Origin of the sequence: Paraburkholderia sp. MM5477-R1 (assembly GCF_050436385.1) — a bacterium.
Taxonomy (GTDB): Bacteria; Pseudomonadota; Gammaproteobacteria; order Burkholderiales; family Burkholderiaceae; genus Paraburkholderia; species Paraburkholderia tuberum.
In genome coordinates this window covers 129078-153275 of record NZ_JBNDMC010000001.1, presented here as the reverse complement: position 1 = coordinate 153275, position 24198 = coordinate 129078, and the positions used below count along the sequence as shown (strand labels likewise).

Sequence of the window (24198 nt, the reverse complement as noted above, 5' to 3'; positions counted from 1 at the left end):
TGCAGGTAGCGTCCCAATACCCCGGCGAACAAACGACAGGGTTGGCCAGCACAACGTGCGCTAGAAGCGCCGAACAAAGAACTGCCGCGCGCAGCGACGGGATTACCGTTTTCTCAGTCATGTCTGTGTGTCAGTAGGAGCAGTAGGTTCCGGCCGTCCCGCTTCCCTGGATACCAGCACCACCGCCATCGGTAATGGTGATGTACCAGTAGGTTTCGTAGTCGGTGGCGTTGAAGTTCACAGTGGCCGATGTGTTGACATACCAGCTCCACGGCGTGGGTTCCACGATTGGCGTCCCCCCTGCTGGGCAAGTAGGCTTCGGGACAGTCGAGCCGTTATTCACCGGGAAATAGCCCATTCTCAATAGCTGCCCCCCCGTCGGAAGCCAGATACCGTACTGACAGGTAAGCTGCTGTCCCGATCCATCGCTATTGCTTCCGATCAGTCCATTAGGCGTACAAGCCGCGCGTGGCACTGCGATGTTTCCTGCCTGCAATGTGGTCGTCGACGTGACGGAATTTCCTTTTATGGCCCCCGTTGCAGTCATGGTCGCGGCCGTAACCGCACCAGTGGCCGCTACGCTCGCTGCGGTCACCGCACCGCTTGCCTCAAGCGTCTGTGCCTTGATGTCGTTGACGTTTTTAAGGCTGACGTTGTTGACATCCTGATCGCCGGTCCAGGTCAAGCTGCCATCGCGCCGGATATACACCGAGTTGCCGTCTGTGTCGGGGCCGTTCGTCGCCATGATCGACGCAGCTTTCGATCCTAACGGGTTGCTTGCCGTGAATGACCCGTTGATGCCTGTGATCTGCGCTGGGCTCTGTGCGTTCGAATAGCCGAACTGGCTCGTGCCCGCCAGCTTCGAACCGGCCAGGGCGATCTGTGCAGCACCAGCGACGTCCGGCTTGCCGCCCTTGAGCAGTTGCGTGTTCGGATACATCGTGAAGGCGACGTGGCAGTCGCCCGCTGTCTGCGTACAGCCTGACGGCACCATCGTCATCGTTGTGACGTACGCACCACCCCAATACGGCCCGCTTTTGTGTGCCTGTTTGAGGTTGCCCGCCGTCACAAGTTGAGCGATCGTCGGAGGCGTGACGGTCGCGATATTGGAGGCGGCGTACTGCGTCAGGATCGTGCCGAAGTTATCAGTGATCCAGCCTTGAAAGGCAGTCACCAGCGTCGCTTCGTTCTGTCCCTCCAGCGCCAGCATCGTCGCGCGCTGATGCTCAATGTCTAGCTTGATGCCCTGCACTGTCAGGATCGCTGAGCCCAAAAGGACGAACATCATTTCGAGCAAGCTGCCCATGGTCCTATCGCCCCGTTACGTGCGCGACGTGTAAAGCTGAAGCGTCGCGTAGGCCCCCGCAGATGCGCACGCAGTGCCCGCCGTAGTGCTGCTGAACGTTGTGGTCGGCCCCGAGAGCGTCGTGCCGTTCGCACCGACCTGCGAGAACGTGTTGGTCAACGCGGCAACGCTCATTGCGCATACGGCGGCAGGCACCTGATAGTTAAGAATCAGAGAGTCGTTCGCCGTGCTGAGTGTTCCGACACTGACAGTGACGGCCTGATTGAAGATCCCTTTCAGCGACGACTTGTCGCTAGCCAGACGCGTTCCGGCCGAGTCGAACGCCCTGTTCGTCGCCAACGTAGTTAGCGTCTCAGCAGAAAAGTCAGCATCGTTCTGCGTCGCATTGAGGATGCCGGTGTGAAACATCTGCGCTTCGCTGGTGAACTCGGAGGACTTGATCAGCGTGTAGACATAGGTGCTGCCTTTAATGACCGCTATGGCCAGCAGCGCAGCGCCCGCCATGTATGCCCCCGCCTCGATCAGCGACAGTTCACCTGACTGCTTTTTTCGTCGGCCCATCCGAAGAAGACTCAAACGACGGACAGCGTTGGTGTTTTTTTGTTGCATCAGATTTCTCCCGAAGATCACGCCTTATCAGCGTGCCTAGATATGACTGCTGGTTGAGCGCTTACTGCGCGCCTGCTACCGGAATGCCACCACTCATGTTGACCGCTCCCGTGACGACGTACGAGCCCACTCCGATCGTCAGGAAAACGACTACAGCAAATCCAAGAAGCACGTAGTGAGTCATTCGCGCATTGCGCTTCACCGCTTCGACGACTCTGCCAAGCGAATCGCGTCCGAGCGATTTGATCGCCGCTTCAAACTGATCCCGACCGGCGGCATCGGTGATCGTGTCTACGATCATTTCCGAGAAGATGCCCGTGTCAAGGGCACGCATTGGCTGATCGGGTCGCTGCGTGAGGCGCTTGTTCATCGTCGTCAGATGCCACCGCATCCATGGATCGGCCGTATGGGCGACCCGGTTGATCGCCGCGCGCAACGTCAGGTTTGAATCGAACAGGCCAGCGAGCGACACAATCAACAGCGCTGCGCGCATGTCGCGCCGGTTGCGCCACATCAATGGGAAGCCGTCGAACCGGATGCGCAGCGGCCCGACCCAGCGCTTCAGGCTGTAGAAGTAGGCTGCTATGGTTCCGACGACGACCGACGTGGATAACCACCAGTAGTCGTAGGCGAATGTGTCGATGTGGTACAGCAGCCGCCCGGCATCAGGCCACTGCTCGAGCGGCTTGATCTCTACGACCTGCGGATAGATCATGCCGCCGAACATCATGCAAAAGCCGTACAGGTAGACCAGCAGAAACGTCGGATAAGCAACCTGTAGCGCGGTCTGTGACGACAGAGTGCGCTTGGCGAACGCCGCCATTTCGGCAAGCTCGAATCCCCGCACCACTGCGTCCCTCTGCGTCGACTCGTCAGCAATATCGAACAGCGTGTACTCGTCACCCGGTATGAACGGCCTGATTGCGGCCGAGAATGAGTCGCCCTTCACCAGCCGCTCCCGTACCTTGGCAAAGACTTTCCACACGATGCGGTTGCGCTTCCGGTTGCGGTTTTCATACGTCTCGAGCCGCTCGCGCAGCGTTTCGACGTCGCGCAAGCCCTTCTTCTCGATGTCGAGGCGCGTTTCCCTGTAGAACGTCTCGCGCACGCTCTGGAAGCGCCAGCGCGCGATACGCATCTGTGTCGCTTCGGGGAGGAGCGCAATCAACGAACTAAACATGACCCGTCAGCCTCTTAAGGTTTTCCGTCCGCGCCTGGAAACACGCGGTATTGCCCGAACGACTGCATCGAACGGTTGATAAATTGTGGGTCTATTTCGCCACGGGAAGCCTTGAAAAGAGCGTGTTCATATACCGTCTTTCCGGTCATGTCCTCGTTATCGAAGGCGGTCTTGCGCTCCCGACGCCATACCTCGCGTGCTCCCGTCCAGTCGCGAACCGCAATTCGCTGACGGAATTCATCGGTCGGCCTATACAGTTCTGCAACCAGCGTGGGCCGCTTTGTTCCGCCGGCCACTTTGCCGTCACGCGAAAAGAGACCGTCGAGGCGGCAATGCTGGCAACCGGCATGGTTGCGGCAAGCCATTCGCGACGTGTCGAGTCCGAACTTCGAGCGCAGCAGTTCGAGATCGGCTTCCTGCATCACATCTTCAGCAGGGAGCTTGCAGTGCGGGCATAGCGTAGGTATGAGCTTCTGGTTGCCGACGGCATTAACGAACCCTTCGGCGGCCAGCTCATCGATGGGCAGCATGAGACGGCCGCCGGCCATCCGCATGAACGCAGAAATGATGTCGCCCGCGTGCAGCGAGAAGCGCACAGGATGTCCGGTGAGCGCAAGCTCCGACACAAGCCCCATCACCACGCGGTCGCGCACTTCTGAAATCGTCACATCGTCCGGGTCCATCCGCATGAGGGTGCGGATCACTTCCGCGTATTTGCGGTTCGCCTCGTCGTCGGTTTCGTCCGGGCGGCGAATGATCGAGATTTCCGAAAGCCACGGCAACGGGTATTCGGACGGCTCGCTAACGGCGAACTGCTTCTTTAGCTCGCGGTCGGGCAACATGTACGACAGTGCGCGGAGCAACGTTGTCTTTCCCGAACCCGTCTCGCCCGTAAGAACAGTAATGCCGCCGCTCACATAGTTGAGCGTGTCGATCAGGGCCAACTGGCTCGGCGCGAGGCCCATCTGCCCGGGCATCAACACCGAGTAATTCTTGAAGTTCCCATCGAGCAAACGCAGGGCGACGTCGTAGCCGCCCACTGTCGGCGCGGACTGCCAGCGCAGATTGATGGTGTCGCGCCCCGCCACCAGCGGGATCATTGCGGACTGCGTCGCGCTGGGCTGAAACGAGTTGCCCGAGTTAGTGTTCTTCTGAACCAGGTCGGAATACGCGGCAGACAGCGCGCGGCGGACGATGGTTTTTGGCAGACGCCGATAGGTATACACATCGCCGTTTACCCGGAAGCGAACTTCCACTTCTCCGCGAAAGTCCCGTGGCTCAAACGCGATGTCGCTTGCGCCGTACGCGTGCGCGGCTTCGATGATGTCCCGGAAATTGCCGATGGCACGCGACGCCTCGCGTTCCACGGTCCCGGTTACTTCGCGCCGTTTCCCTTCGTAAATTGCCGCGATCACTTCCTCTGTCGCGATCATTTCTTCCTGCACGAGCAGATCGCGTGCGGCAAGGTCTTTGACGAACGTTGTGAACTGCGCCCGCTCACTGAACCGCGCGGTCGCCGCAACGATAGCGATACCGGGCTGAATCTCGACTGCCACGAATTCCTTTCGTGCGGCGGTCGACAGCTTTAGGGTTGCGTCGCCGTCCGTGCCAGTGACGATCCGTTTGAAGTCGGGCAGCGCATCGGCCGACACCAGAACCGGTCTGCCGTTTAATGCGCTCGTCGGCTCTTCATTGTCATCCTCTTCGTCGTCAGCGTTGTGCTCACCGGGCGCTGTAGCGCCGTGCGCTCCCGGCGTAGGATAGCGCGGGTTCGATGACACGGGCACGGACGCGACTGCCGGTAGGGGCTCGTTCCGAGGCGTTGCGCCAGGGGCGAATTGCTGTTCCGGGTGTGGTTGCGCTCGAGGCTGCACAGAGGTCACCGGCTCGGCACCGAAGGCCGCGACGCTCGCTGTCTCAGTGGCTGAAGAATGACCGGCGGCGGTCTGACTCGGCGATCCCCGTTGCGCGGCTATCAGCTCGTCCAGCTCACGCAGCGCCTTCTCGCCTTCTACATATTCATCGCCCAGGCGGCCGGCTACGTCTGCGCCTGATTCAGCGACCCCTTCCCCCGAAGGGGCATGGACATTTACGCCTACGTGCTCGGGCTGTTGCACGCAAGGCGCGTAGACTGCCTCGGGCGGGCTGGCCGGCGCTGCGACCGGCTTGTCTGATTCTATGTACGACTCGACGTCCTCTACATCGTCGCCGGAAAGCCGGCGGCCAAGAAACGAGACTGTCGGATTGATCGCGCGCGTCGGCTCCCTGAAGGTCGGCTCCTGCCCGGGTTGGCCAGCTGGCTGCGGCGCCGCCTGCCCTGCCTCAACGAATGCCGATGGCCTGACCCCGCGGAACCGTTTCAGAAAGCCGCCGCTCGCCTGAGTGTCGTCCGTCTCAACGCCTGAAAAAATACCCATGCTTACCGTCCTCCCCCAAATGCGCCAATGTTCGTTGCCATCGGAAGAGGTCCGCCGAGATCAGTGATCGCCTGGATGGCGGGCCCATCTCCCGTCGAACCGGCGCCGGCGGGCTGCGAGATGACGTCCGACCACGTACGCTTTCCTTCTGCTACGGTTACGCGATACCCATCGACGTGCGTCACGACCCAACCGTTGAGCAGCTTCTCTCCGCGGCCGGCTGCATAGACGCCGCCTTGGTACTCGTAAAGCACGTGCGGCCCAGCGTAATCGCTGTAGGCTCCAACGAATGAAACGGGTATGACCTTTCGCGCCGGGGTATCAGAACGCTTGGGCGATTTCGCAACGATGGTTGCTGTCGCGACCGGGGCCGGGGCAGTCAATAAAGGAGCGCTCAATGCGACACCGCCCGCAGGCGGCTGTGCGCCGTCCGCTTTGCGCATCGAATTGACCAGGTTCTGTCGCGCAAGCCCGTCGATGTCATCGAGCGTTAGGTGCTTCTCGTCAGCGTGCGCGAGTCCAGCGATACAGAGCACAAGAGCCGATGCTGCCGCGAACCGGCCGGAGTTACTGGAGAACATAGTATTTACCTTTCGCGGTGAAATGAACGCCGCTTCCGTCGTCCTTAAGCTCGAGTTCAAGTGCGTCGAGAGCCATGTTGGCCGGCAGCTTTTCTAGCAGCCGGCTCTGCCACATATATCCGTCGATCGACCAGTCGCCAGCCTGAAGGATCGGTCCGTTGATCTCTCCGGCGTTCGGCTGGCGGGCGAGCAGACGCTGGGGCGGGCGCAGCGTGACCACGTAGCCGTGACTCATCAACTGGTCGGGCTTCGTCGACAGCCGTTGCGGGTCCGTCTGAAGCTGCTTGATAAGCGCCTGCGCGGTCGGCCACTGCTTCTGTTCAGTAAGCGCGAGCTTCTGGACATGCGGCACGGCCGGCCCCTTGGCCTGCAACAGCAAACCGTTGGGATCGAACACCACTGGACGCATCTCTGCCGGTGCCCGCGCATCGAATTCCTTGTAGGTGCCGCCCTCGCGTTTGTAGGTGATCGAGCAGAAGCCGGTCACGCCACATGACGCCTTAAGGAACTGCCAACCGGCGACGTTCGTTTCCTGCTTGCCGAACATGTCTATCAGCGCGGGCGCAAGTGACGAAGCAAGCGGTACTGCGCCATTGAAGGTCCGCGCAACGGCGGCCTGATAGTCCTGCATGTAGGTCGGCGGCGGTGCAGGCGGTGGCGGCGGCGGATTGATATAGGTGAGCGCTTCGCTCCCCAGATAGATCGCGGTGGCGCCAATGACAGCGAGCGGTATGATCGTCGGCACCTTGACGGGCACCTTCCTGATCAGACCAACGCTTTTGCCTCGCAGCAGCTCGGCTGGTGTGAACGGCTCGTCCAGGCCCGTGAGGTCGGTGCCGTAGCCAATTGTGAGCAGGGGGACACGGTCCTTTGCGCACTCGTCCTCAACCGTATCGAGGCTGGCATCAAGCGCATTGAGCGCTACCGTCTGGTCTATGCGCACCGCGCCGCGGACAACGAAAATGACATGCACACGCTGCCCGTCCTGAACCAGAACGAGCACCGCGGGCTTCGAGCGCACGCGATCAAGACCCGCGACCCGTGCGGCCGCCGAATACAGCTTTAGACCCTTGCGTTCGGCAGGCTCAGGTGCACAGAAACCTGCAACCGTTTCTTCCTTGCCCTTGATCTCAACGTAGTGCGTCGCGTCAAGCTCGTTAGCGTAACGACGGCGTTCGCCCGTCGCGCCCTTGGTCGCATATGCGCGCCAGTCAAGCCCGAAGACAAGACGTGCCTTCTTTTCGTTGGGAATCGATTCGAAGTGCATGCGCCGCTCACATCGACGGGACGACGGAGGCCGTCAGCATGATCACCTGGAATGTCTTGGCCTTGTTCCATGCGCCGCTGAAGCTGAGAATCCCGCTGTTACTCGTACCGTCGTAGTTGTTGGTGACGGCGCCATACATGACCACCGTCTGCCCGTCGGACAACGCGATAGTCTGGTCATCCTTACTGCCCACGATGTCCGGCAACTGGATCTGCTGTGACGATGCGCCGGAACCCGTACCGATGGTGGTGAATGGGCCATTGAGCTTGGAGTTATCGCTCCAGTACGAAAGGATGATCTGGTTATGGTCGTTGACCGATGGCAGGACGTTCACGAAGTCGCCCACCGTTACCGATCCAGGCGTCAGTCCAGGCGCCCCAGCACCACCACTGATTGAGCCTGTTGCAGGCGTCGTTGCCGCCAGATAGCCCTTCGTTTCGAACGAACCGATCGACATGGGCAGACCATTGAGCGTCATCTTTGTCTGCGTGTTGTCAGCGATGGTCTTGCCAAAGGTGTTTAGCGCATTGACTACCGCGTTGGTGCCATTGAGCGGCGCGCCCGGGTTGAGAATCGAAAGGCCGACGGAACCAGCGGCAGTCGCTAGCGACGTCGGTGAGGTAATGCTGATCGCGTATTTCGATAGGCCGTCGGAGATCCTGTTGAAGACGATGTCCGCGTTTGCGCCGGCCTGCGACCCGTCGTTAAGCGCAATCTGCAACGTGCGCACCCGGACCATGACCTGACGCGTCGAAATGGCGTTCTCGTGTTTTAGCACCTCGCTCATGCGATCGACGGCTTCTTTCGTGTCGCGCACCATGACGAGGCGGCTTTGGGGATTGACGGTGATCTTGCCTAGGGGTGTCTGGAGGCTTTGGAGCTCCTTCGTGATCATGTCGATCTGATTGAAGGTGCCGTCGCGCCCAGTCGATGTCACCGCGGCAAAAGAGCCAGTGTTAGCGCTCGTCGTCCCCGTTCCTGTTGACTGGGTACCCGTTGAGGTGTCTGTGCCCTTCGACATCGAGGACTTGATACTGACTGCGCCCGGAACGGCAGCAATCTGGAACGTCCGAGTTACGAAGCGCGATATGTTGATCGTTGCTCCATCGAAGTCCCAGGCGAGACCGAGGTCTTCAGTCACGCTATGCAGATACTGTCCAATCCGTGCATTGCCCGGTTGCCGGTAGACTGGCTCAAGGTTTGCCGCCCCGGCCATTGAGGTCGTCCGCATCACCGTCCTGCCTGCATTTCCCGACGCCGCATCGATAAGAGCTTCGCGCGGAATAAAAACATCCGGGCTTATATGGACGGGATAGCCCGACGCATCCGAGATGTACGTACCGATCTTTGTGATTGGCAGATTCGCCGGAAGCGTGATTGTCTTGTCGCGGAATACGGCAGGCAGCGTCGCTTCATACGCAACGGGCACAAGGCGATCGCCGAGAAACGCGGTCGAAACGTGCTCGACTAGCGGCATCGAATCGCCCATGCCGGCCATCGCGCGCGTCGCGTCGTGTGTAGCTGCGTCATAGGCCCGGTTGACGTCCGATTGGGACACAACGCAACCCGTCAGCATGGTTGCTGCAAGGAGTGATACAGCGGCCTGGAAGCGGTTTGCTCGCATGGTTTAGTCCTGACAATTTGCCGCGCGGGCGACCACGCGAATAACGTTGTTGCTGTGCTCGCAGATGCGAGTCGGGGTGCGCATGTGGTTGGTCGCGCGCATGACTTGCGTCAGCACTGAATCGAAGTCGCCGCTGAAGGTCGCATTGAATTCGAGTGGCAGGTCATCGTCGATTTTCCAGGCCAGTTGCCAGCCCTGCTGCTGCAGCCAGCGGTCGAGCGCGTTCCGCAGATTGATGTCCTGCGGGGTGATCGTGAGCGTCAGGGCGCTGGAACCGGCTGCAGCCTGTGCACCCGGCAGGACAACCGGCGTGACGGCAGTTGAGCTGAGCGTTGGCGCCGCAGCCTGGAACGGCGCAAGTACCGGCGGCGGCGATGCGTGAGACGTCGCAGGCGCACTCGCTGCAGGGTTGGCCATCGCGAGCGAAGCCGTTGGGCCAGGGGCGGCCGGACTGGCTGCGTTGGCCGCCAGCATCTGCCACCCATCCCCCGCAGGCGGCGAGAGGTGCGACTGCGAGAACGCAGCGGTCGTGAAGCCCGTTATCGTGAGCAAGGCGAAGACCCGCGCAAGGAGCGAGGCGCGACGACGGGTGGGCATGATGATCATTGGCTTCATGAGATTCAGTGGGCCGCGCGCACAACGCGCCGATAAATGTGGTTCGCGTACACCAGTTGCTTGTTGGTTGAGACGGCGTTGTACGCACCCACCGCCTTCCACGTCGGACCGAACTGCCTGATGTTTGACGCGAGAATCCATGTGCCGACGTATCCGTTGACACACGGGTTAAACAGCGACTCCCGGGAAACGCCATAGCGCCTCAGCTTCGGAAGCCACGACGAATTGATTTGCATCAGGCCAATGTCTTCGGAACCGTCCGTGTTCCTGTTCACCGCGTTGGCGCGCATGCCTGACTCCTGCTGCGCGATTGCGCGCACCAGCACGACATTGACGTGGTGGAACCGCGCAGCGTCATCAAGGCAGTCTGCGAGCGCCGGCTGCACTAAGAGCAGCGCGCCCGCGCATGTGGCGACGGCCCGAAGACTCATGATTTCGTCCGGTCGAAAAAACGGACGTCATGCTTGCGCGTCACATTCACCACGTTGCCATCGGCATTGACGATGAACTGGTCTGCGGTGCCGTTAAACTTGTAATAGCGGCCCTGCTGCTCACCTGAGCCCATGTGCGCGACATCCGACACCTTGACGTTGCCGACCGTGTCAGCAAATTTGAAGTACGTCGATCCTTCCTTGTCGAACACGGCTTCAAGGCCCGCGGTGTTCTTCGCGTCAAATCCGTAGACGAGGCCGGCAACGCGCGCCACTTCAACGCTGTCGGACCCATTGGACACAACAAACCGATCCGCCCGGTTAATCGTCACGACATTGCTTGAGTCGTCCCATTTTGGCTTGAGGGAGTGCCCCTCCATGTCCCGAAAGACGAGCTCTTTTGCAGGCCTTTGTGAAAAGCGGATCTGAATGTGCGTGTCGTCGCCGTCCCGGATCGCTACCGCGCCGAACTTCGCCGCGAGGCCACCGTCCTGCAGCTGCGCTTTGTCGCCCGCGCTGACTACTACCCCCGACGCGGGCGATAGGCTTGCAGAGGCTGTTTGAGTTGCAGGCTGCGCAGGCGCGGCGTTTGCCACATAGTTCACTCCCGTCGATTTGACGGGTGCCCGACGCAACGTCACGTGGTGCGCAGTGAAATCGACGTCAGCATAGAGATTTACTGCCCCTAGCAGGCGGTCCAGGGACTGCATCCAGTTCTCGCCATCTCGCGTTGCGAAGCTCTGCGCGTTCGTGAGGTCGACGTCTTTTTGCGCTGAGCCGCTCCAACCTTGCGGAACCAGCGACTTGACCATCTGCGCTAGTGGCAACGTTGCACTCATCGGACGGGTCGCCTCCAGACTGGGTCGCGGACCAATCAGTGCGAGGCGGTTCGAGAAACCCGCAAAACCGGCAGGCATGTCCCCACTGCGATTGCCGGCCTCGGAGGTGAAGGTGTTCGCTTTTTTCCATCGGGCTGTGGCGATCGAACCATCCACCGAATAGGAAATGACTTCCGGCGTGCCTGACACAACGATGTATGGGCCCTCAGCGTGACCGCCGTCTACTTTCAGATTCTGGCCGGCTCTCGGCTGGAGATACGTGTCCGTACCGTCGTTGAAAATAAGCGCGGGCCGCTCGGTCATGTTTCCGTTGACCTGATAGTCAAAGTCGAGAGGATCGGTGCTCGCAGCCGACGCCGACAGTGACAGCACTGACAGCGCGATAAGGGTTAGCGTTTGCTTCATAGACCGCGGTCGATTTGGGAAAGATGCTGGATGAAGCGCGCGAGGTACTCGCGGCCTGGCTGTGGGTTGGCGCTGTGGTAGTACGCCACGGCTTTCACCGCCGAATGCGTCTTGCGATAGTTCTCGTTGAGGATGTCTTCGGCCACGTGGATGTTCGTTGCCGGAGACAGTGCGTCCCACGGCGACGCGAAGCGCTGCCGGTGATAGCACCAGTTCACCTGCATCAGGCCTACATCAAAATCGCAGCGCCCGTCTGAGATGAGAAAGCGGATAGCCTTGTAGGCGTCGTCGCGCGTCCGGAAAAAGAACCCACGCCCCGCAACGTTCAGTGTCCACGGCCATGCGCGGCCGTTGTACGCCGATTCGTTGAGCGCAACGCCAGCAAGAATCTTTGCGTCCACGCTCGTGTGCATCACCTCGAACGGAGCCTGTGCGGATGCGCACGCCCAGCCGCCACGGCGCTCCGTCAAAGCCGCCTGTGCGTCGTCATCCAGCACGGCCGGTTGCAGCCAGCCGTTACTGACCAGCAGGGCTTGCAGGCTCTCCGGCGTTCCATCAACGAGCACGGACGCAAAGCCGCCCGCCCCCGTTGCCACGCTTTGTCCTTTCAGCGGTTGCGCCCAGGTGAGAAACCGTTGAAGGCCGCACGCATAGACGGGAGTTCCGGGAATTTCGAGCACGGACCGCGCGCCGCTCTCTTCAACGACGAAGCGCGTCGGGCTGATGACCGCGTCGATCACTGCCGCTCCCGCCGACGAACAGGCCCCTGCGAGCACGAGCGCGACGATAGCGGGCCTAGTCACGGTATGGCTCCATGACGATGTCCTGCGTCACCTGTACGAGGAACTTTTCCCCGGGCGGCACGGTGATCGTCGGCGGGATGTTCTGGTTCCGCTGAAGTACGGCTTGCGCAGTGGTGGCGGCCACCTGCCCGGCGGTGCTTCCATAAGTCGTCACGCCGATCGGGCTGGAGGTGGTCGATGTAGTCGCGTTATTGTCAAAGGTCTTCAGCAGCACTGCGGTGATGAATCCCGCGCCGAAGATCGCGAGGAAATGGTTGTTGACGTCACCGGAGAAGCCGGCATACCCGTTCTGGTCTGCGCCCTGCATGCCGTTCATCGGCACGCTTTTGCCGTTGGGCAGCCGCAGACTGGTGGAGGCCACGAGCAGACGCTCCTGTCCAACCTTGATGTCGGCGCTGTAGGCGCCGTTGATGAATGAGCCCTTGGGAATCATCAGGCAGTCGCCGCGCAGGCTGTCGTACACATCTTCGTCAACCATGAGCGCGACGCGGCCGGGCTTGTCCGAGTTCAGCCCCTCAACGGTCTTCACGTGGATGTTGTGCGGAGGCGTCAGCGTGCAACCGCCTGCCTGGCCATTGAAGGTGGTCCGCTCTATGCCGCCCTGCCCTGCTGTTTCCTTCAGGAACGCCCTGTCGCGGTCCTCAGGTGCCTGCCCCTGTTTAGCGAGCGCCAGTGCCATTGCATCGGTCGGGTTCTGCACACCGGATGTCGCGGCGGCACGCGCCGCGCGAAAATCGTCCAGTGACGGTACGCCCGCCGGCACCGCCGACGCCTGCTGGCTTGCATTGCGGGAGGCGCCGGACTGCTTGAAGACCGACGACGTATAGATGGCATCCAGCTTGTTGCTGGCCGCGAGCGCACGCGTATCGGTGCCGTCAGCTCCAACCTCGCGCTGGAAGTCATTGCCAGTCAGCATGGGCTTCACGGTCGGATGCTGTGCAGCCGATGCTTCCGACGCGGCGCGAGCGGCTGCCTCGGCGGCGGCCGCTTCCTGCTGCTGCCTGATCATCCTGTCGATATCGGAGCTACCGGCTGCGGGCGCTTCTGTGCTGCTTTTGAGCGCCGACGCCTTTTTCAGGCGCTCTTCCTCCTGTGCCTGGTTGCTTGCCTTCAGCTCGTAGTAGAAACCGAGCACACCAATCACCAGCGCGGCCAGCAGGCCAATGCTCATGATGGCATTACGTGGCGTCTTGCCTTTGACGAGTGCAGCCTGTTCCGCATTGGGCGTGGCCTGTTCGGTGTTTTTGGCCACGATCAGAACACCCCGAGGAAGCGCCGGCGGCCACGCGTCACCGTCACTTCGTCCTTGCCTGAGACGAGAACGATCTCGTCGGCCAGCCGCTGGAACACCAGGAAATCGCCGCGACGGATGAAATTGCCCACCACGCGGTCGCCGTGATCCTTGTACATCGGCACGGGCCACGTCTGGGCTTTAACTGGCATGCGCATCCAGATGGAATGGCCGTCATCGAATACGACCTCAGGTCTGAATTCCGCATTACCGTCGACGGTGTAATCCCAGTTGAGCTTGTCGGGCGACACCGTAATCGAGCCCGAATCGCCGCCGCGTTCTGTCGCGGTCGCACCCGGGCCAGCCCCTCCGGCTTCGTCGCGCACATTTACGCGTGCCATCGGCGCGCGAGGATACTGAAAGCGCACGGTCTGGTAAAAGAAGCCACCGGCGGGCGAAGCGATCAGCGTGAAGTCGTACTCCCGGCGGTTCGTCGTCAGGTGCAGCGTGTTCACCAGGTCCGCCTTGTGCGGCTTGATGAAGACGTGATTCATCTTGTCGTCGTCAATTTCCCACTGCACGCTATCGCCCATAGCAGGGTCAGCGATCAGCTTCTCGCCCGGTTCGAGCTCGATGGTCGTCAGCTTCAGCGGCGCCGTCAGCACACGAAAAATCTGGTCGCGGCTGTAGGGAAACACGCCGATGCGGGCGTCACCCGGCATCGTCAACGGGTCAGAGCCACCGTTAAACGGATTGACAGGGCTCATCGGGTCCCCGGCGATCATCGCGGCGTTGAAGGAGCCGGTATCAGCAGGCCGCTTGGCGTACACCGCTGCTGTGGGCAGGATGATTGCTGAGAGCAACACGAATAGCCCGCGCGTGGGCCGCTGGTATCTGGAGGTCATGCTGTTCAAGCTCCACCGGTCCGCTCGAGGCGGAAAAACGGGATGTAGATGCCAAAGGGATTCGCCGTGAGAGCCGCGTCAGCGGTAGGCGCGACGATCTGGTAGCGCAGGGTCAGCGCATAGGACTTGACGTCCGGCTTGCCAGTCGCGCCTGCTTGGGAAGTCGTCGTTGTGAATTCAACGAGGACGGTCTGGTCTTCAAGCAGCGCAATGTTTCGCACATTGACTTCGCGGATCAGCTTCGGATTTGCAGTGATCTGCTGGAACGGGGCGTCGTCGCGCAGCCAGCTTTTGAACTGGTCAGTTGCAGCCCCAATCATCTGGGCCTTCACCGAGTTGATGTTTGACGACATGCGCGACGTCGTCAGGCTGTCGGTCAGCACCGGCTCGATCGTGAACCAGCGCACCGCCATATCCCGCATGCTCGTGCGCACGGCTTGCGAATCTGGCTTGTAGGCGATGAGCTCGGTGACTACGGGATGACCGCTCACGTCCGCCGACACACCGACTACGCGCGTAACCGACGGCGGAGGCTGTCGAGTCCAGACGGCCCCTGCAGCAACGGCAGCCGAGGCGAACGCGATGAGCATCCAGCGATTGCTCTCGACCTTAAGCCGCGTGCTCGTCTCGAAAATGACTTTCGATGGATCTTCCTCGGCATACATGCCGGGGGCCGTGGATAGCGCGGCCTGCCGCTTGTTCCTGAAAATGCGCATGGCAACCCTTGATGAATGGCTACCATTGAAACAATTTCTAACCAGCCTTTTGCGGCGAAAGGCACAGAGATTTAACTGCCTTTTCAGCAACACGTCGTTGGCGCTTTACGCCTCTCTAAACGCGGCCGTGTAACGCGTTACGGGTCTAAACGCGAAAAGGCCATCAATTTCACGCATCATTCCGAGGAAACCAACGAAGGCCCTGTGTTACCGGTTGTACACGTGAATCACCCATTATTCCCTTGGTCTATAACTGGTGATCGCCGGCTGCCACCGTTTCCCGTTTCCGATCAATGGTTTATCTCCAGTCCGGCCGTCCATGATTTTTAACGCGTTATACGTGTACACGTTCTACGCGAACCGCTGACGCTTAAGAGCAGCCTTGATGCCTTCCAAAACCTCTCTCGCACGTTCGACGTTTCGAGCCGGCACCCCTCGCGTCAGTGCATGGCCGTCTTGTGGATCGCGACCGCATTCGGTCCAACGGCCCTCAATGATCGCCAATGTGATGTCCATCGCTGCGGCGTGTGGCACCGAGCCGCATTCCGGGGTATTCGGTCGATTGGTGCAAAAAAAACTGGCGGAACAGCGTGAACAGCCGCTTGTATCAAGACTGTGCGACCTCTCGGCGTTCGCGCACACGACCGATCCGCAAGTCTTTGATCAATCGATGCTCTTCGGCGGAAACCGCCAGAAACTGCACGGAAAGTACGGATACCCCCTTTCACGCGTCCTTACAGAGATGCGCGACCAGTTCGATAGGAATCCTGAACTGATCATAGTGGGTATGTTTTTCGATCCGAATCGCGTGATGGGACAGTTAATGGCGGCTACCGAAACTTACAGTCGTGCATGGCTCGATAGGTCCATCCGAAGGAGCGCCGATTTCCCCAGAGCACTCACTGAAGAATCGGACCTTCCTCTCGTTTTGTCGAAGCCGAGCGGTCAAGCTGTGACTGACCTGCGTTAATGTGCTGACGCACTCCTGAAGCGTATAGGATTGATCGATGGGGTAATTGTCCTTTTTGTGCAAAATCTGGCACCGACGGCCGCAAGCGCCCCCCGATTGGGCCAATCAATCCCCCGAGGCCGCGATCTTCGAGCGTAGCCATGACGTATAAGCAGTTCGCTCCAATGGGTTCTTGAACGTTCCCATCTCAGGCTGGTAAGTGTTTCCCTTGCCGCCTTCTGCCATGTATTGGCCGACAAACTGTTGCTTCTCGGCCAGCGTCAATGATTTGATCTTCGCAGTCGTTCGACGTGAACGCTCTTCTGCAGAGCTATCCTTATCAAGGGTCGCAGGACGTTGAGAAGCTGATTCGACCTGGCCATCGCCCTTGGGCCTCACTTCAATGCGAGTGCCCTTTTCGAAGACAGTTCTTGCGTACCCTCCAGCGTTGCCACGAATTTGCCGGCTCTTGGCCTTCTCTTCGACGTAAATGGCAGTCTGTAAGGCGCGGTCTGGCTCTTGCTGGATCCAGCTTATAGCGAGTCGATCTCCGACACCAAGGCGAGTTAGCCGCTTGAATGCTTCGGACTGTCGAATAGCCTTATGTTCGTCGTCTTCGTTGGTGTCATACATCGACTTCTGAGGATTGTCTTCCACAAGGAAGCGTATCTGGACCACGCGTCTCGCCTCTCGCTTGTACTCCGGAGACACGATAATGTTTGACACCTGGTTGATTTCTTTGACGGCCTTTTTGATCACTTCGGCCGAAAAATGCTTGAATTCATCATACATGCTCGCGTCTGCGCCAAGCAGACGGCGCCAGGTCTCCACCGAAATCCAACCCGTCGATCCTGTTCGTTTAAATCGCAGACAGTTCTCGTATAGGGCAAGCGCGTAGCCCCCACTGAATTGCCGCTGCACATTGATGTTGATTAAGGTGTAGATGTCGGGATTCGCGAGCTTGCCCGCAAGCCAGTCGCTGTACTCGTACGAGCAAAGGCCATTCTTTATGCTGGCGTATGCAATGAGCGGAGACGCTTCCCAATCCGTCCTTCCACCATCGTGCAGGAGATCAAACGAAATTGGGGTCGACATCACCTTTAGCAGTGCGCGCTTCAATGCGTCGTGATTCTTGCTGTCGAACCCTAACATCGTGCAAAGGATGCCCACAGGCAAAGTATGGCGCTTCCTTGTAAGTAGGTCGTCGAACGCATTAAGTAGCAGCACGTTCACGATTTTGCGCTCGAGCAGCGACAGCTCACCGCTTACGTGAACCGTGGCTACGTGCTTCTTCAGTTCGCTAGGGGGAGGACCAAGCGGCTTGATATTGGGCATGCACTCTCCTAAGGCTTTCGGGATTTTAGGAGCTAAAAGTCATGGCGGCAACTTATCTGACACTGACTTTCCCGGTCCGACGCACTGCATTCCCCATGAACCCCGACTTTTGAAGCCCCCATTAGCGCCGGCGAAAGGTCATGGTTTGTGGGGAAGATGGCGGCCGCCGGCGAAAGGTCATGGTTTATGGGGCTCTTTCGACAAAAGGAGAGGTAAAAGGTCATGGTTTGTGGGGAGCTTCGCCGATCAGTGGTAACGGTCGGGGGGCTTCGCTGCGAAAACTACGTCTCGGGGATTGCAATTGTGCTCACGTGGCGGCTACCGGAGTATGCAAGGAACGAGACGTCGAAATCATGGGCGCCACTTCCGTCTGCACACTCTGATCCCGCGCCCATAAACCATGACCTGTGGAGATCGGCCGACGCCAAAATGCGCAATTAATCAATGATTTGCTTCGCGCGCGCGTGTGGCCCCATAGACCCTGACTTAGACCCATTAACCATGACCTTTCACCCCACAAAGCCTGACCCACCTCCGATCAGCGCCCCATGAACCGTGACCTTTCGCCCCATAAGGCATGACCTAACCCCCGCCAAACCCTTGCCAGGTAAGGAAGCGGCGAACGTAAACGTTTTAAAGTCTTTGTTTCCTAAAGAAACAACAAACAGGTGTTGGTTTCTCGATGGATGGTTCCAAGTAAAAACAAGGCGCATAGCCAAAGCCAACACGCTGCCGCAACTCCCGAACAATTAATGTTCTGCGTCCAAAACTCCCCGGCAAGGGCCGGTAGACGTGCTGTTCAGCGTTCGCGCCCAGTCACAAATCGCTTGCACTTCATTTGATTAGCCACTAAGCTTCCGCAAAATTCAACACGGACTGCAAGCTTTTTCTCCGCGTGTTGAATCAACAAGTGCTGGTACTCGATACAATGAAACGGGAGCGGTTGATGAACACAGCAGTTCGGCGTGCCGAAAAGCCGCAAATGTCCATAAAGCTGAAGCATGCACCCAAGCCTGTACCTCTCGCATCCATCAAGGCAATTGCAGAGAACGCCAGTGGCATGCTCGTGGACGTACGCGAAAGCATGCTGGCTCCTCATCCGCGCAAAAATGCTCCGGTCTTCACAACTGCACAGGTCGGCGAGTTGTGCCGCATCGACAGGCAGCGCATGCATTACCTGGCGCGAAGTGAGGATGATTTGCCTCAAGGTACCCTCCGTCACAGCCGCAGCAGGGAGTTTACTCTTTCCGAAACCAGGGTATGGATCGATCGAATTGGGCCGTATTCCAAGCGGCCCGCTGGCGTCAAGGGAAAGAAGATAGCAATTGGGAACTTCAAGGGCGGGGTCAGCAAGACGACTACCGCTATGACGCTGGCGCAAGGACTCTCGTTGTTCGGCCGTAAAGTGCTTTTGGTTGACTTGGACCCGCAGGCGTCGCTTTCGGCGCTGCACGGCATCCTTGCGGACAGCGAAGTTTCGGACGAGCAGACCGTGCTTCCGCTGATTTACGGCGATGAAGAGGATCTCCAGTACGCTGTGCAGTCGACGTACTGGGACGGAATCGACCTGATCCCGGCGAGTGCAGCGCTCTTTGGCGCGGAGTTTTTCCTGCCATTTAAGCAGTCGAAGGACCAGTCGTTCCAGTTCTGGAATGTCCTGAACAAGGGGCTCGAGCCGCTATTGAGTGAATACGATGCCATCGTAATTGATACGCCTCCTGCCCTATCCTATTTGACGATCAACGCCTTCATGGCGGCGGACGGACTTATCGTTCCGACACCACCGAGCGCGCTCGACTACGCTTCCTCAACGCAGTTCTGGAATCTGTTTTCGGACCTTTCTGAGAGCATGCAACAAGTCGCGCCGGAATTGGCCAAGAGCTTCGACTTTATACACGTCCTATTGGCCAAGGTTGACCAAAGCCAGGCGGCAACACCCATCGTTCGCGACTGGATTAACAAGACTTATGAAGGACTCGTCCTTCCGGTGGAAATCCCTACGACGGCTGTCACGCAAACCGCCGCCGCCGAATTTGGCACGGTGTACGACATTTCCCGGTACCAAGGCAGTTTGAAAACCTATCAACGCGCTCGAGAAGCCTACGATCGATTCGCGGAAATTGTTGATCAGCAGCTTGTCGCACTGTGGCTTGCAGACCAGGAGGCCGAATGAGTATCAAAGACCGTCTCGCAGCGAAGTCTGCAACGATTGGAACGTCCCCGCGCCCGCAAAAAAACAACGAAGAGACCCCTGCCAGGCCGAAGACTGCCCCCGGTCAATTGATGGCATCGCTGCCATTACTGGCAGAGAAGGAGAAAGAGCTTCAGGTGGCGATTAAGCGCATCGAAGAGCTAGAAACGGGCGGCGATGCGAGTTTGCAAGAAGTCGATATATCGACCCTCGTCGAAGTTCCCGGCCGTAAAAGACTGTTGTCGAGGCAGGAATACGGCGAGCTGCGAGCGAATCTCGAAGCGAACCCTCTTATTCATCCGATCGTCTACCGTCCTCTGGGTGACGGTCGCAATGAAATTATTTCGGGAAACAACCGAGTCGCTATCTACCGGGACGATCTTAAGCGCACAAAGATCCGGGCGGTGCCCTTTAGCGGGAGCGACGCGGAGGTTGAGCTCGGGGCTGCGTTCTCGAATCTGTTGGCCCCGTCACTTCCTGATTTCGAAAAGTACCGACAATTCCAGCGTATCCAGGAGAACTTGGGGCTAACGCAGGCTGACATTATTCGCGCATCGGGTCTGGCTCAGAGCCACGTCGCACGTATCCTCGCGTTCGATAATTTGCCGGTTGCCGCCAAAGAGCTAGTTGGCTTAAATCCGCATCGGCTTGGCGGGACCGCTGCGGCCAAGTTCGCCGCTCTGGCGCAACAGGGACACGAGGGAGCGGTAATAAGCGCAATCAAGGCCTTGGTTGAATCGGAAGACATGACCCAAGAGAGGGCTCTCACACTTGCGACTCCTACACGACCGAAATCGGTCGCTCCAAACGCCAAGACAATCAACATCGGTCGAAAAAAGTTTTGCGACCTGACAGTGAGGAGCGGGGTGGTCGGGCTGAGGTTTTCAGGGAAGGACAGCGAAGCCCTGGCAGAAACATGGGGGGAGCGCATCGCCGAATTCATCCGTCGAGAACTGGAGAGTAAAGAGGCAGCGCCATCCAACTTGGAGAATTAGTCCAATCAACGACATACTCGGCGACTTTCCCGCGGCGGATGGCGCCATCCAAATTGGATAGTTTGCAAAATCAATCACTTAGGCCGAACGCAAGGTATCTAGAACCAACGCTTACGCGTGGCACCAGAGCGGAGGGGATCGGATGGCGCCGTTCCCTGCGAACCGGAGCCTGTCGCCGGTTCGAACAGCCTGGCCTCAAAACTCATGCAATCTCGCTCCTTGGCGCTCGCTACTTTTCAGAGTGCGGGCCTTGCTTCTCCGTCGCGCGAGTGAAGGGCGCCCCATAGACCATGACCTTTAGCGTTCGGGCCGCCATCGACGGCGATACCACCTAGGCAGGGCGGCCGTTTGACGGAGCCCCCAGTTCTTCCTAGCGTCGTCCCCATAGACCATGACCTTTGGGTTGAGGAGACTATTTGCTTGAACACTTCCTACCTCTAGGCGCCAATGAGTCATGCCGAATTAGTTGACTCAACGCCGTGCCCGGCGACTGTCTGATTGGAGCCGCGCCTTGCTTCTCCGCCGCGCGGGTGAAGGGCGCCCCATAGACCATGACCTTTAGCGTTCTGGCCGCCATCGACGGCGATACCACCTAGGCAGGGCGGCCGTTTGACGGAGCCCCCCAGTTCTTCCTAGCGTCGTCCCCATAGACCATGACCTTTGGGTTGAGGAGACTATTTGCTTGAACACTTCCTACCTCTAGGCGCCAATGAGTCATGCCGAATTAGTTGACTCAACGCCGTGCCCGGCGACTGTCTGATTGCAGCCGCGCCTTGCTTCTCCGCCGCGCGGGTGAAGGGCGCCCCATAGACCATGACCTTTAGCGTTCTGGCCGCCATCGACGGCGATACCAGCCCAGGCGCCATCCAAATTGGATAGTTCGCAAAATCAATCACTTAGGCCGAACGCAAGGTATCTAGACCAACGCGTTACGCGTTGGCACCATTCGATCCGGCAGAGCGGAAGGGGATCGGATGGCGCCGTTCCCTGCGAACCGCAGCCTGTCGGCGGTTCGAACTGCCTGGCCTCAAAAGTCACGCAATCCCGCTCTTTGGCGCTCGTTACTTTTCAGAGTGCGGGACGGAGCCACCCAGTTCTTCCTAGCGTCGTCCCCATAGACCATGACTTTTGGGCCGAGGAGACTATTTGCTTGAACACTTCCTACCGCTCGGCGCGAATATTTGGTCGTGACGAGACGGCTGATTTGTCCATCGATGCGGGAGTCATGCCGAATTAGTTGACTCAACGGCGTGCCCGGCGACTGTCTGATTGGAGCGGCCATCCAAATTGGATAGTTCGCAAAATCAATCTTTTAGACCGAACGCAAGGCACCCAAAAGCAACAAGTCGGACGTAGGCGCCATTCGGTCGGGTAGATCGGGAGGGCAGGGAAGTGGCGACACTCCTGCCAACCCCAAAACATCGACGACTCGAACGCTGTTGATGCTCAGAGCGTCGCGCGATCCGGCTCCTCGACATCCCTCAAAGCTAAAAAGTGCTTGTCGGACCTTGGTGGAGTCTTGCCCTTCGGTCGCGCGCGCCGCGCGGCTCCCCATAAACCGTGACCTTTTGCATTCCCGCCGGCATAGACGGTTGTTAAGAGACAAGGAAGAGCGGGAGTCCGACAGAGTCGGCGAGATCTCGCCAAAGGCCCTTGGGAGAGGGCAGGGCGAGCGAGTAGCGTGAGAACGGAGAAAAGCCGGGATCGCTTGCTAGACTCTCCGCCGACGGATGGTTGTAACAGCCTTCGGCCTCTGCTCGGCCGCACCACGGGCCGTACGTGTTCACCAATGGCTGGTGGTAACACCCTTCGGCCCCTGCTCGGCCGCACCACGGGCCGTACGTGTTCACCAATGGCTGGTGGTAACGCCCTTCGGCCTTTGATCGGCCTCGCCACGGACCGTACGCGTTCGCGCCAAGTTTGGCCCCAGAGTGGCCTGCGAACTGACCGAGCCCATGCTTCCCCGGGGAAACGCCTGTCCCGTGCGGTCGCCCCTATTCACAAGGAAAACAAGCGTGACGGAAAAATCCTCTCGCGTAGGGCGAGAACTCTTGCTTAGGCGAGCGGCGCCGGTAGTATGAAGGAAATCATCGGAGGAAAAGCATCGGATTGGCGCCTGTTTTAGCTAGCTTTTCGGCGAATTGCGGTCCGGGGATGCGCGGACAATGAGGAAGGGGCTAATGACAATGAAAATTGCGAGAAAGACAAATGATTGACGACCCGCTGGCGCTGGCCGCGCTATACAGGGCGGGCCTGGGCTCTAAATGGGAGACCATGACGGAGGCGGCCGTCGCAATGGCCGCGGTAGGGGTGCGCGCGAGCAAGAATCGGATAGTTCAGGCGGTGGCGGTCTCCGAGTTCCCGACGGAGATCTTGGCTCTATTCGCCAGCGTTGGAATGGTGAACCGAACAGCTCGCGAGCTTATCCGAGCGCGAAACGAGCAGGGCATAGCTGACATGGTCGCGCGCTCCGCTAGTCTCAATCCTGCGGGGAAATCGAGGTCCGAGATTTTGGCGCACGTTTGCAACACCCGTACTACGTCCGGCTATCGGCGGACGTACACGGGCGAAAGCCCTCTCGCGCTGAACGAGCGATATGTCCAAGGATGTCGTTCCGGCCTATGGTCAACAGTGCGACAGGCGGCGGACGCGATGGGTATCTCGCATTCCAGGCTGACGATGGCGTCCGCTATTGCCGCGTTGCCGCAGGAGTTACTGAATGCTCTCCCCACCGGAGGCCTGACTTTCGAGACGGGTCGCGCCCTTGTCGACTTAGTAGCGCTTCGCGGGGAAAAAGTCATTTGCGAAGAAGCGATCTCAGTTCAAAACATCGTCCCACGACTCAGCCCTCAACGCTTGTTGAGTCGCCTTATAGGAATTGACTGCTCCCCGGTTCAAGTCAAGGTGCGGCGTGGGAAGAAGAAAAATGGTCGTTCAGGCGGCCTTTTCGTAGAGTTATATCTTGACCCTTCGGATCCGGAAAGCGAATCAAGGCTTGAGACGCTCGTGGGCTTGGTGAACCTGGAATTTGGAAGCGTTTCGAAGGTCGGCAGCGCCGCCATTGTGCCGCGGGAAGAACGGCTTCGACCATATCTCGCACAGAAGCAGCGGCTCGACAGACCGGCTCCCCTGTCTCGTCTTTCGGTACCGCCCCACCTGTCCGGGTCTGCCGGAACAAACCGCGACACAGCCATGCCACCCGTAGGGATTGACGACGATCGCGCCGCGCTGGAGCGCTGGCTGTCCGACTACACAAGCCCCGTGACCAAGAACAGATATCAAAATGAATTGGAGCGGCTGCTGTTATGGGCGCTTTTCGCAAAAGGCAAGCCGCTGTCGAGCATCGATGTGAACGATGCGAACGAGTACATCAATCGGTTTACGTTGGACCCACAGCCATCATCTGTGTGGGTAATGAGAGGGCGACGCTCACGCGACGAGCCGACGTGGCGTCCCTTTCGCGGGCCGCTCTCGGACGAAAGTCGCCAAAAAGCCCTCCACATAGTGAAAAAGTGCTTTAACGATCTCATCGTGCATCGGTACCTGGTGGCAAACCCGTTCCAAAATGTGAAGGTGGAACATCAGCCGAATATTCGGTTAGAAAATGCATATACTGAATTACCCGAACACAGCGGGGCATGAAGGCCGCTGCGCACACCCCGAACCCAGCTTGCCAAGACGATGGCCCTGGAGGGACGCCCGACCAGCGGCCACCTCGCATAGCGTGTTACGCACCGGCTCGCCTCGGGAAGGCTTCGGCCTCCAGGTTTGGTGCGGCGTGAAGCGGCCAAGCGACAAC

Annotated in this window: 19 protein-coding genes; 4 read left to right on the top strand and 15 right to left on the bottom strand. The window is 59.1% G+C overall.

Annotated elements, in window-relative coordinates; translation table 11 throughout:
* Positions 1–130 precede the first annotated feature (130 nt).
* The 14 genes from OKW35_RS00720 to OKW35_RS00655 form a co-directional block, all read right to left on the bottom strand.
* Positions 131–1306: a hypothetical protein gene (locus OKW35_RS00720; RefSeq protein ID WP_429550941.1), complete on the bottom strand. Its 1176-nt coding sequence runs from the start codon at positions 1304–1306 to the stop codon at positions 131–133.
* A 15-nt stretch (positions 1307–1321) separates the two neighbouring features.
* The gene (locus tag OKW35_RS00715) at positions 1322–1915 is read right to left on the bottom strand and encodes a hypothetical protein (protein ID WP_090812792.1); all 594 of its coding nucleotides are present in this window, start codon (positions 1913–1915) and stop codon (positions 1322–1324) included.
* 61 nt (positions 1916–1976) lie between these two features.
* A complete protein-coding gene (locus OKW35_RS00710; RefSeq protein ID WP_429550940.1) occupies positions 1977–3095 on the bottom strand; it encodes a type II secretion system protein in 1119 nt (372 codons plus the stop codon).
* 14 nt (positions 3096–3109) lie between these two features.
* A complete protein-coding gene (locus tag OKW35_RS00705; protein ID WP_429550939.1) occupies positions 3110–5512 on the bottom strand; it encodes an ATPase, T2SS/T4P/T4SS family in 2403 nt (800 codons plus the stop codon).
* Between the two features lie 2 nt (positions 5513–5514).
* Positions 5515–6093 carry a hypothetical protein gene (locus OKW35_RS00700; RefSeq protein ID WP_090812789.1) on the bottom strand — a complete coding sequence of 193 codons (579 nt, stop codon included), beginning with the start codon at positions 6091–6093 and terminating at the stop codon, positions 5515–5517.
* Positions 6080–7360, bottom strand: coding sequence for a hypothetical protein (locus OKW35_RS00695; RefSeq protein ID WP_090812788.1), 1281 nt, complete (start codon positions 7358–7360; stop codon positions 6080–6082). Before OKW35_RS00695 ends, OKW35_RS00700 begins: the two co-directional genes overlap by 14 nt.
* A 7-nt stretch (positions 7361–7367) precedes the next feature.
* Positions 7368–8984: a type II secretory pathway protein gene (locus OKW35_RS00690; RefSeq protein ID WP_429550938.1), complete on the bottom strand. Its 1617-nt coding sequence runs from the start codon at positions 8982–8984 to the stop codon at positions 7368–7370.
* A gap of 3 nt (positions 8985–8987) precedes the next feature.
* Positions 8988–9590 (bottom strand): toxin co-regulated pilus biosynthesis Q family protein, encoded by a 603-nt coding sequence (locus tag OKW35_RS00685; RefSeq protein WP_429550937.1) that lies wholly within the window; start codon positions 9588–9590, stop codon positions 8988–8990.
* Positions 9591–9604: 14 nt separating this feature from the next.
* Entirely contained in the window at positions 9605–10030 is a 426-nt protein-coding gene (locus OKW35_RS00680; RefSeq protein WP_090812786.1) for a lytic transglycosylase domain-containing protein, read from the bottom strand.
* Entirely contained in the window at positions 10027–11274 is a 1248-nt protein-coding gene (locus OKW35_RS00675) for a TrbG/VirB9 family P-type conjugative transfer protein (protein WP_090812785.1), read from the bottom strand. The genes OKW35_RS00680 and OKW35_RS00675 overlap by 4 nt, the downstream gene beginning before the upstream one ends.
* Positions 11271–12077 carry a transglycosylase SLT domain-containing protein gene (locus OKW35_RS00670; protein ID WP_429550936.1) on the bottom strand — a complete coding sequence of 269 codons (807 nt, stop codon included), beginning with the start codon at positions 12075–12077 and terminating at the stop codon, positions 11271–11273. The genes OKW35_RS00675 and OKW35_RS00670 overlap by 4 nt, the downstream gene beginning before the upstream one ends.
* Positions 12070–13329, bottom strand: coding sequence for a TrbI/VirB10 family protein (locus OKW35_RS00665; RefSeq protein WP_429550935.1), 1260 nt, complete (start codon positions 13327–13329; stop codon positions 12070–12072). The genes OKW35_RS00670 and OKW35_RS00665 overlap by 8 nt, the downstream gene beginning before the upstream one ends.
* 2 nt (positions 13330–13331) lie before the next feature.
* On the bottom strand, positions 13332–14213 hold the full coding sequence (locus tag OKW35_RS00660) for a TrbG/VirB9 family P-type conjugative transfer protein (protein ID WP_429551220.1): 882 nt from the start codon (positions 14211–14213) through the stop codon (positions 13332–13334).
* Between the two features lie 5 nt (positions 14214–14218).
* Positions 14219–14929, bottom strand: coding sequence for a type IV secretion system protein (locus OKW35_RS00655; protein WP_090812782.1), 711 nt, complete (start codon positions 14927–14929; stop codon positions 14219–14221).
* Positions 14930–15422: 493 nt separating this feature from the next.
* Between OKW35_RS00655 and OKW35_RS00650 the strand changes: the two genes are divergently transcribed.
* Positions 15423–15899 (top strand): hypothetical protein, encoded by a 477-nt coding sequence (locus OKW35_RS00650; RefSeq protein WP_429550934.1) that lies wholly within the window; start codon positions 15423–15425, stop codon positions 15897–15899.
* A 105-nt stretch (positions 15900–16004) separates the two neighbouring features.
* On the opposite strand, the gene OKW35_RS00645 is transcribed toward OKW35_RS00650, so the two are convergent.
* Entirely contained in the window at positions 16005–17213 is a 1209-nt protein-coding gene (locus OKW35_RS00645) for a replication initiation protein (protein WP_429550933.1), read from the bottom strand.
* 946 nt (positions 17214–18159) lie between these two features.
* On the opposite strand from OKW35_RS00645, the gene OKW35_RS00640 reads away from it, so the two are divergent.
* The 3 genes from OKW35_RS00640 to OKW35_RS00630 all read left to right on the top strand — a co-directional run bounded on the left by OKW35_RS00640 (position 18160) and on the right by OKW35_RS00630 (position 24041).
* A complete protein-coding gene (locus tag OKW35_RS00640; RefSeq protein ID WP_090812941.1) occupies positions 18160–19386 on the top strand; it encodes a ParA family protein in 1227 nt (408 codons plus the stop codon).
* On the top strand, positions 19383–20399 hold the full coding sequence (locus OKW35_RS00635; RefSeq protein WP_429550932.1) for a ParB/RepB/Spo0J family partition protein: 1017 nt from the start codon (positions 19383–19385) through the stop codon (positions 20397–20399). Before OKW35_RS00640 ends, OKW35_RS00635 begins: the two co-directional genes overlap by 4 nt.
* A 2652-nt stretch (positions 20400–23051) precedes the next feature.
* Positions 23052–24041 carry a hypothetical protein gene (locus OKW35_RS00630; RefSeq protein WP_429550931.1) on the top strand — a complete coding sequence of 330 codons (990 nt, stop codon included), beginning with the start codon at positions 23052–23054 and terminating at the stop codon, positions 24039–24041.
* The last annotated feature ends 157 nt before the right edge of the window (positions 24042–24198 follow it).

What these genes read in the sequence shown, in the direction of transcription:
- OKW35_RS00720 (WP_429550941.1), bottom strand. Translation starts at nt 1,306, where the DNA reads ATGGGCAGCTTGCTCGAAATGATGTTCGTCCTTTTGGGCTCAGCGATC.
- OKW35_RS00715 (WP_090812792.1), bottom strand. Translation starts at nt 1,915, where the DNA reads ATGCAACAAAAAAACACCAACGCTGTCCGTCGTTTGAGTCTTCTTCGG.
- OKW35_RS00710 (WP_429550940.1), bottom strand. Translation starts at nt 3,095, where the DNA reads ATGTTTAGTTCGTTGATTGCGCTCCTCCCCGAAGCGACACAGATGCGT.
- OKW35_RS00705 (WP_429550939.1), bottom strand. Translation starts at nt 5,512, where the DNA reads ATGGGTATTTTTTCAGGCGTTGAGACGGACGACACTCAGGCGAGCGGC.
- OKW35_RS00700 (WP_090812789.1), bottom strand. Translation starts at nt 6,093, where the DNA reads ATGTTCTCCAGTAACTCCGGCCGGTTCGCGGCAGCATCGGCTCTTGTG.
- OKW35_RS00695 (WP_090812788.1), bottom strand. Translation starts at nt 7,360, where the DNA reads ATGCACTTCGAATCGATTCCCAACGAAAAGAAGGCACGTCTTGTCTTC.
- OKW35_RS00690 (WP_429550938.1), bottom strand. Translation starts at nt 8,984, where the DNA reads ATGCGAGCAAACCGCTTCCAGGCCGCTGTATCACTCCTTGCAGCAACC.
- OKW35_RS00685 (WP_429550937.1), bottom strand. Translation starts at nt 9,590, where the DNA reads ATGATCATCATGCCCACCCGTCGTCGCGCCTCGCTCCTTGCGCGGGTC.
- OKW35_RS00680 (WP_090812786.1), bottom strand. Translation starts at nt 10,030, where the DNA reads ATGAGTCTTCGGGCCGTCGCCACATGCGCGGGCGCGCTGCTCTTAGTG.
- OKW35_RS00675 (WP_090812785.1), bottom strand. Translation starts at nt 11,274, where the DNA reads ATGAAGCAAACGCTAACCCTTATCGCGCTGTCAGTGCTGTCACTGTCG.
- OKW35_RS00660 (WP_429551220.1), bottom strand. Translation starts at nt 14,213, where the DNA reads ATGACCTCCAGATACCAGCGGCCCACGCGCGGGCTATTCGTGTTGCTC.
- OKW35_RS00655 (WP_090812782.1), bottom strand. Translation starts at nt 14,929, where the DNA reads ATGCGCATTTTCAGGAACAAGCGGCAGGCCGCGCTATCCACGGCCCCC.
- OKW35_RS00650 (WP_429550934.1), top strand. Translation starts at nt 15,423, where the DNA reads ATGATCGCCAATGTGATGTCCATCGCTGCGGCGTGTGGCACCGAGCCG.
- OKW35_RS00645 (WP_429550933.1), bottom strand. Translation starts at nt 17,213, where the DNA reads ATGCCCAATATCAAGCCGCTTGGTCCTCCCCCTAGCGAACTGAAGAAG.
- OKW35_RS00640 (WP_090812941.1), top strand. Translation starts at nt 18,160, where the DNA reads ATGAACACAGCAGTTCGGCGTGCCGAAAAGCCGCAAATGTCCATAAAG.
- OKW35_RS00635 (WP_429550932.1), top strand. Translation starts at nt 19,383, where the DNA reads ATGAGTATCAAAGACCGTCTCGCAGCGAAGTCTGCAACGATTGGAACG.
- OKW35_RS00630 (WP_429550931.1), top strand. Translation starts at nt 23,052, where the DNA reads ATGGGTATCTCGCATTCCAGGCTGACGATGGCGTCCGCTATTGCCGCG.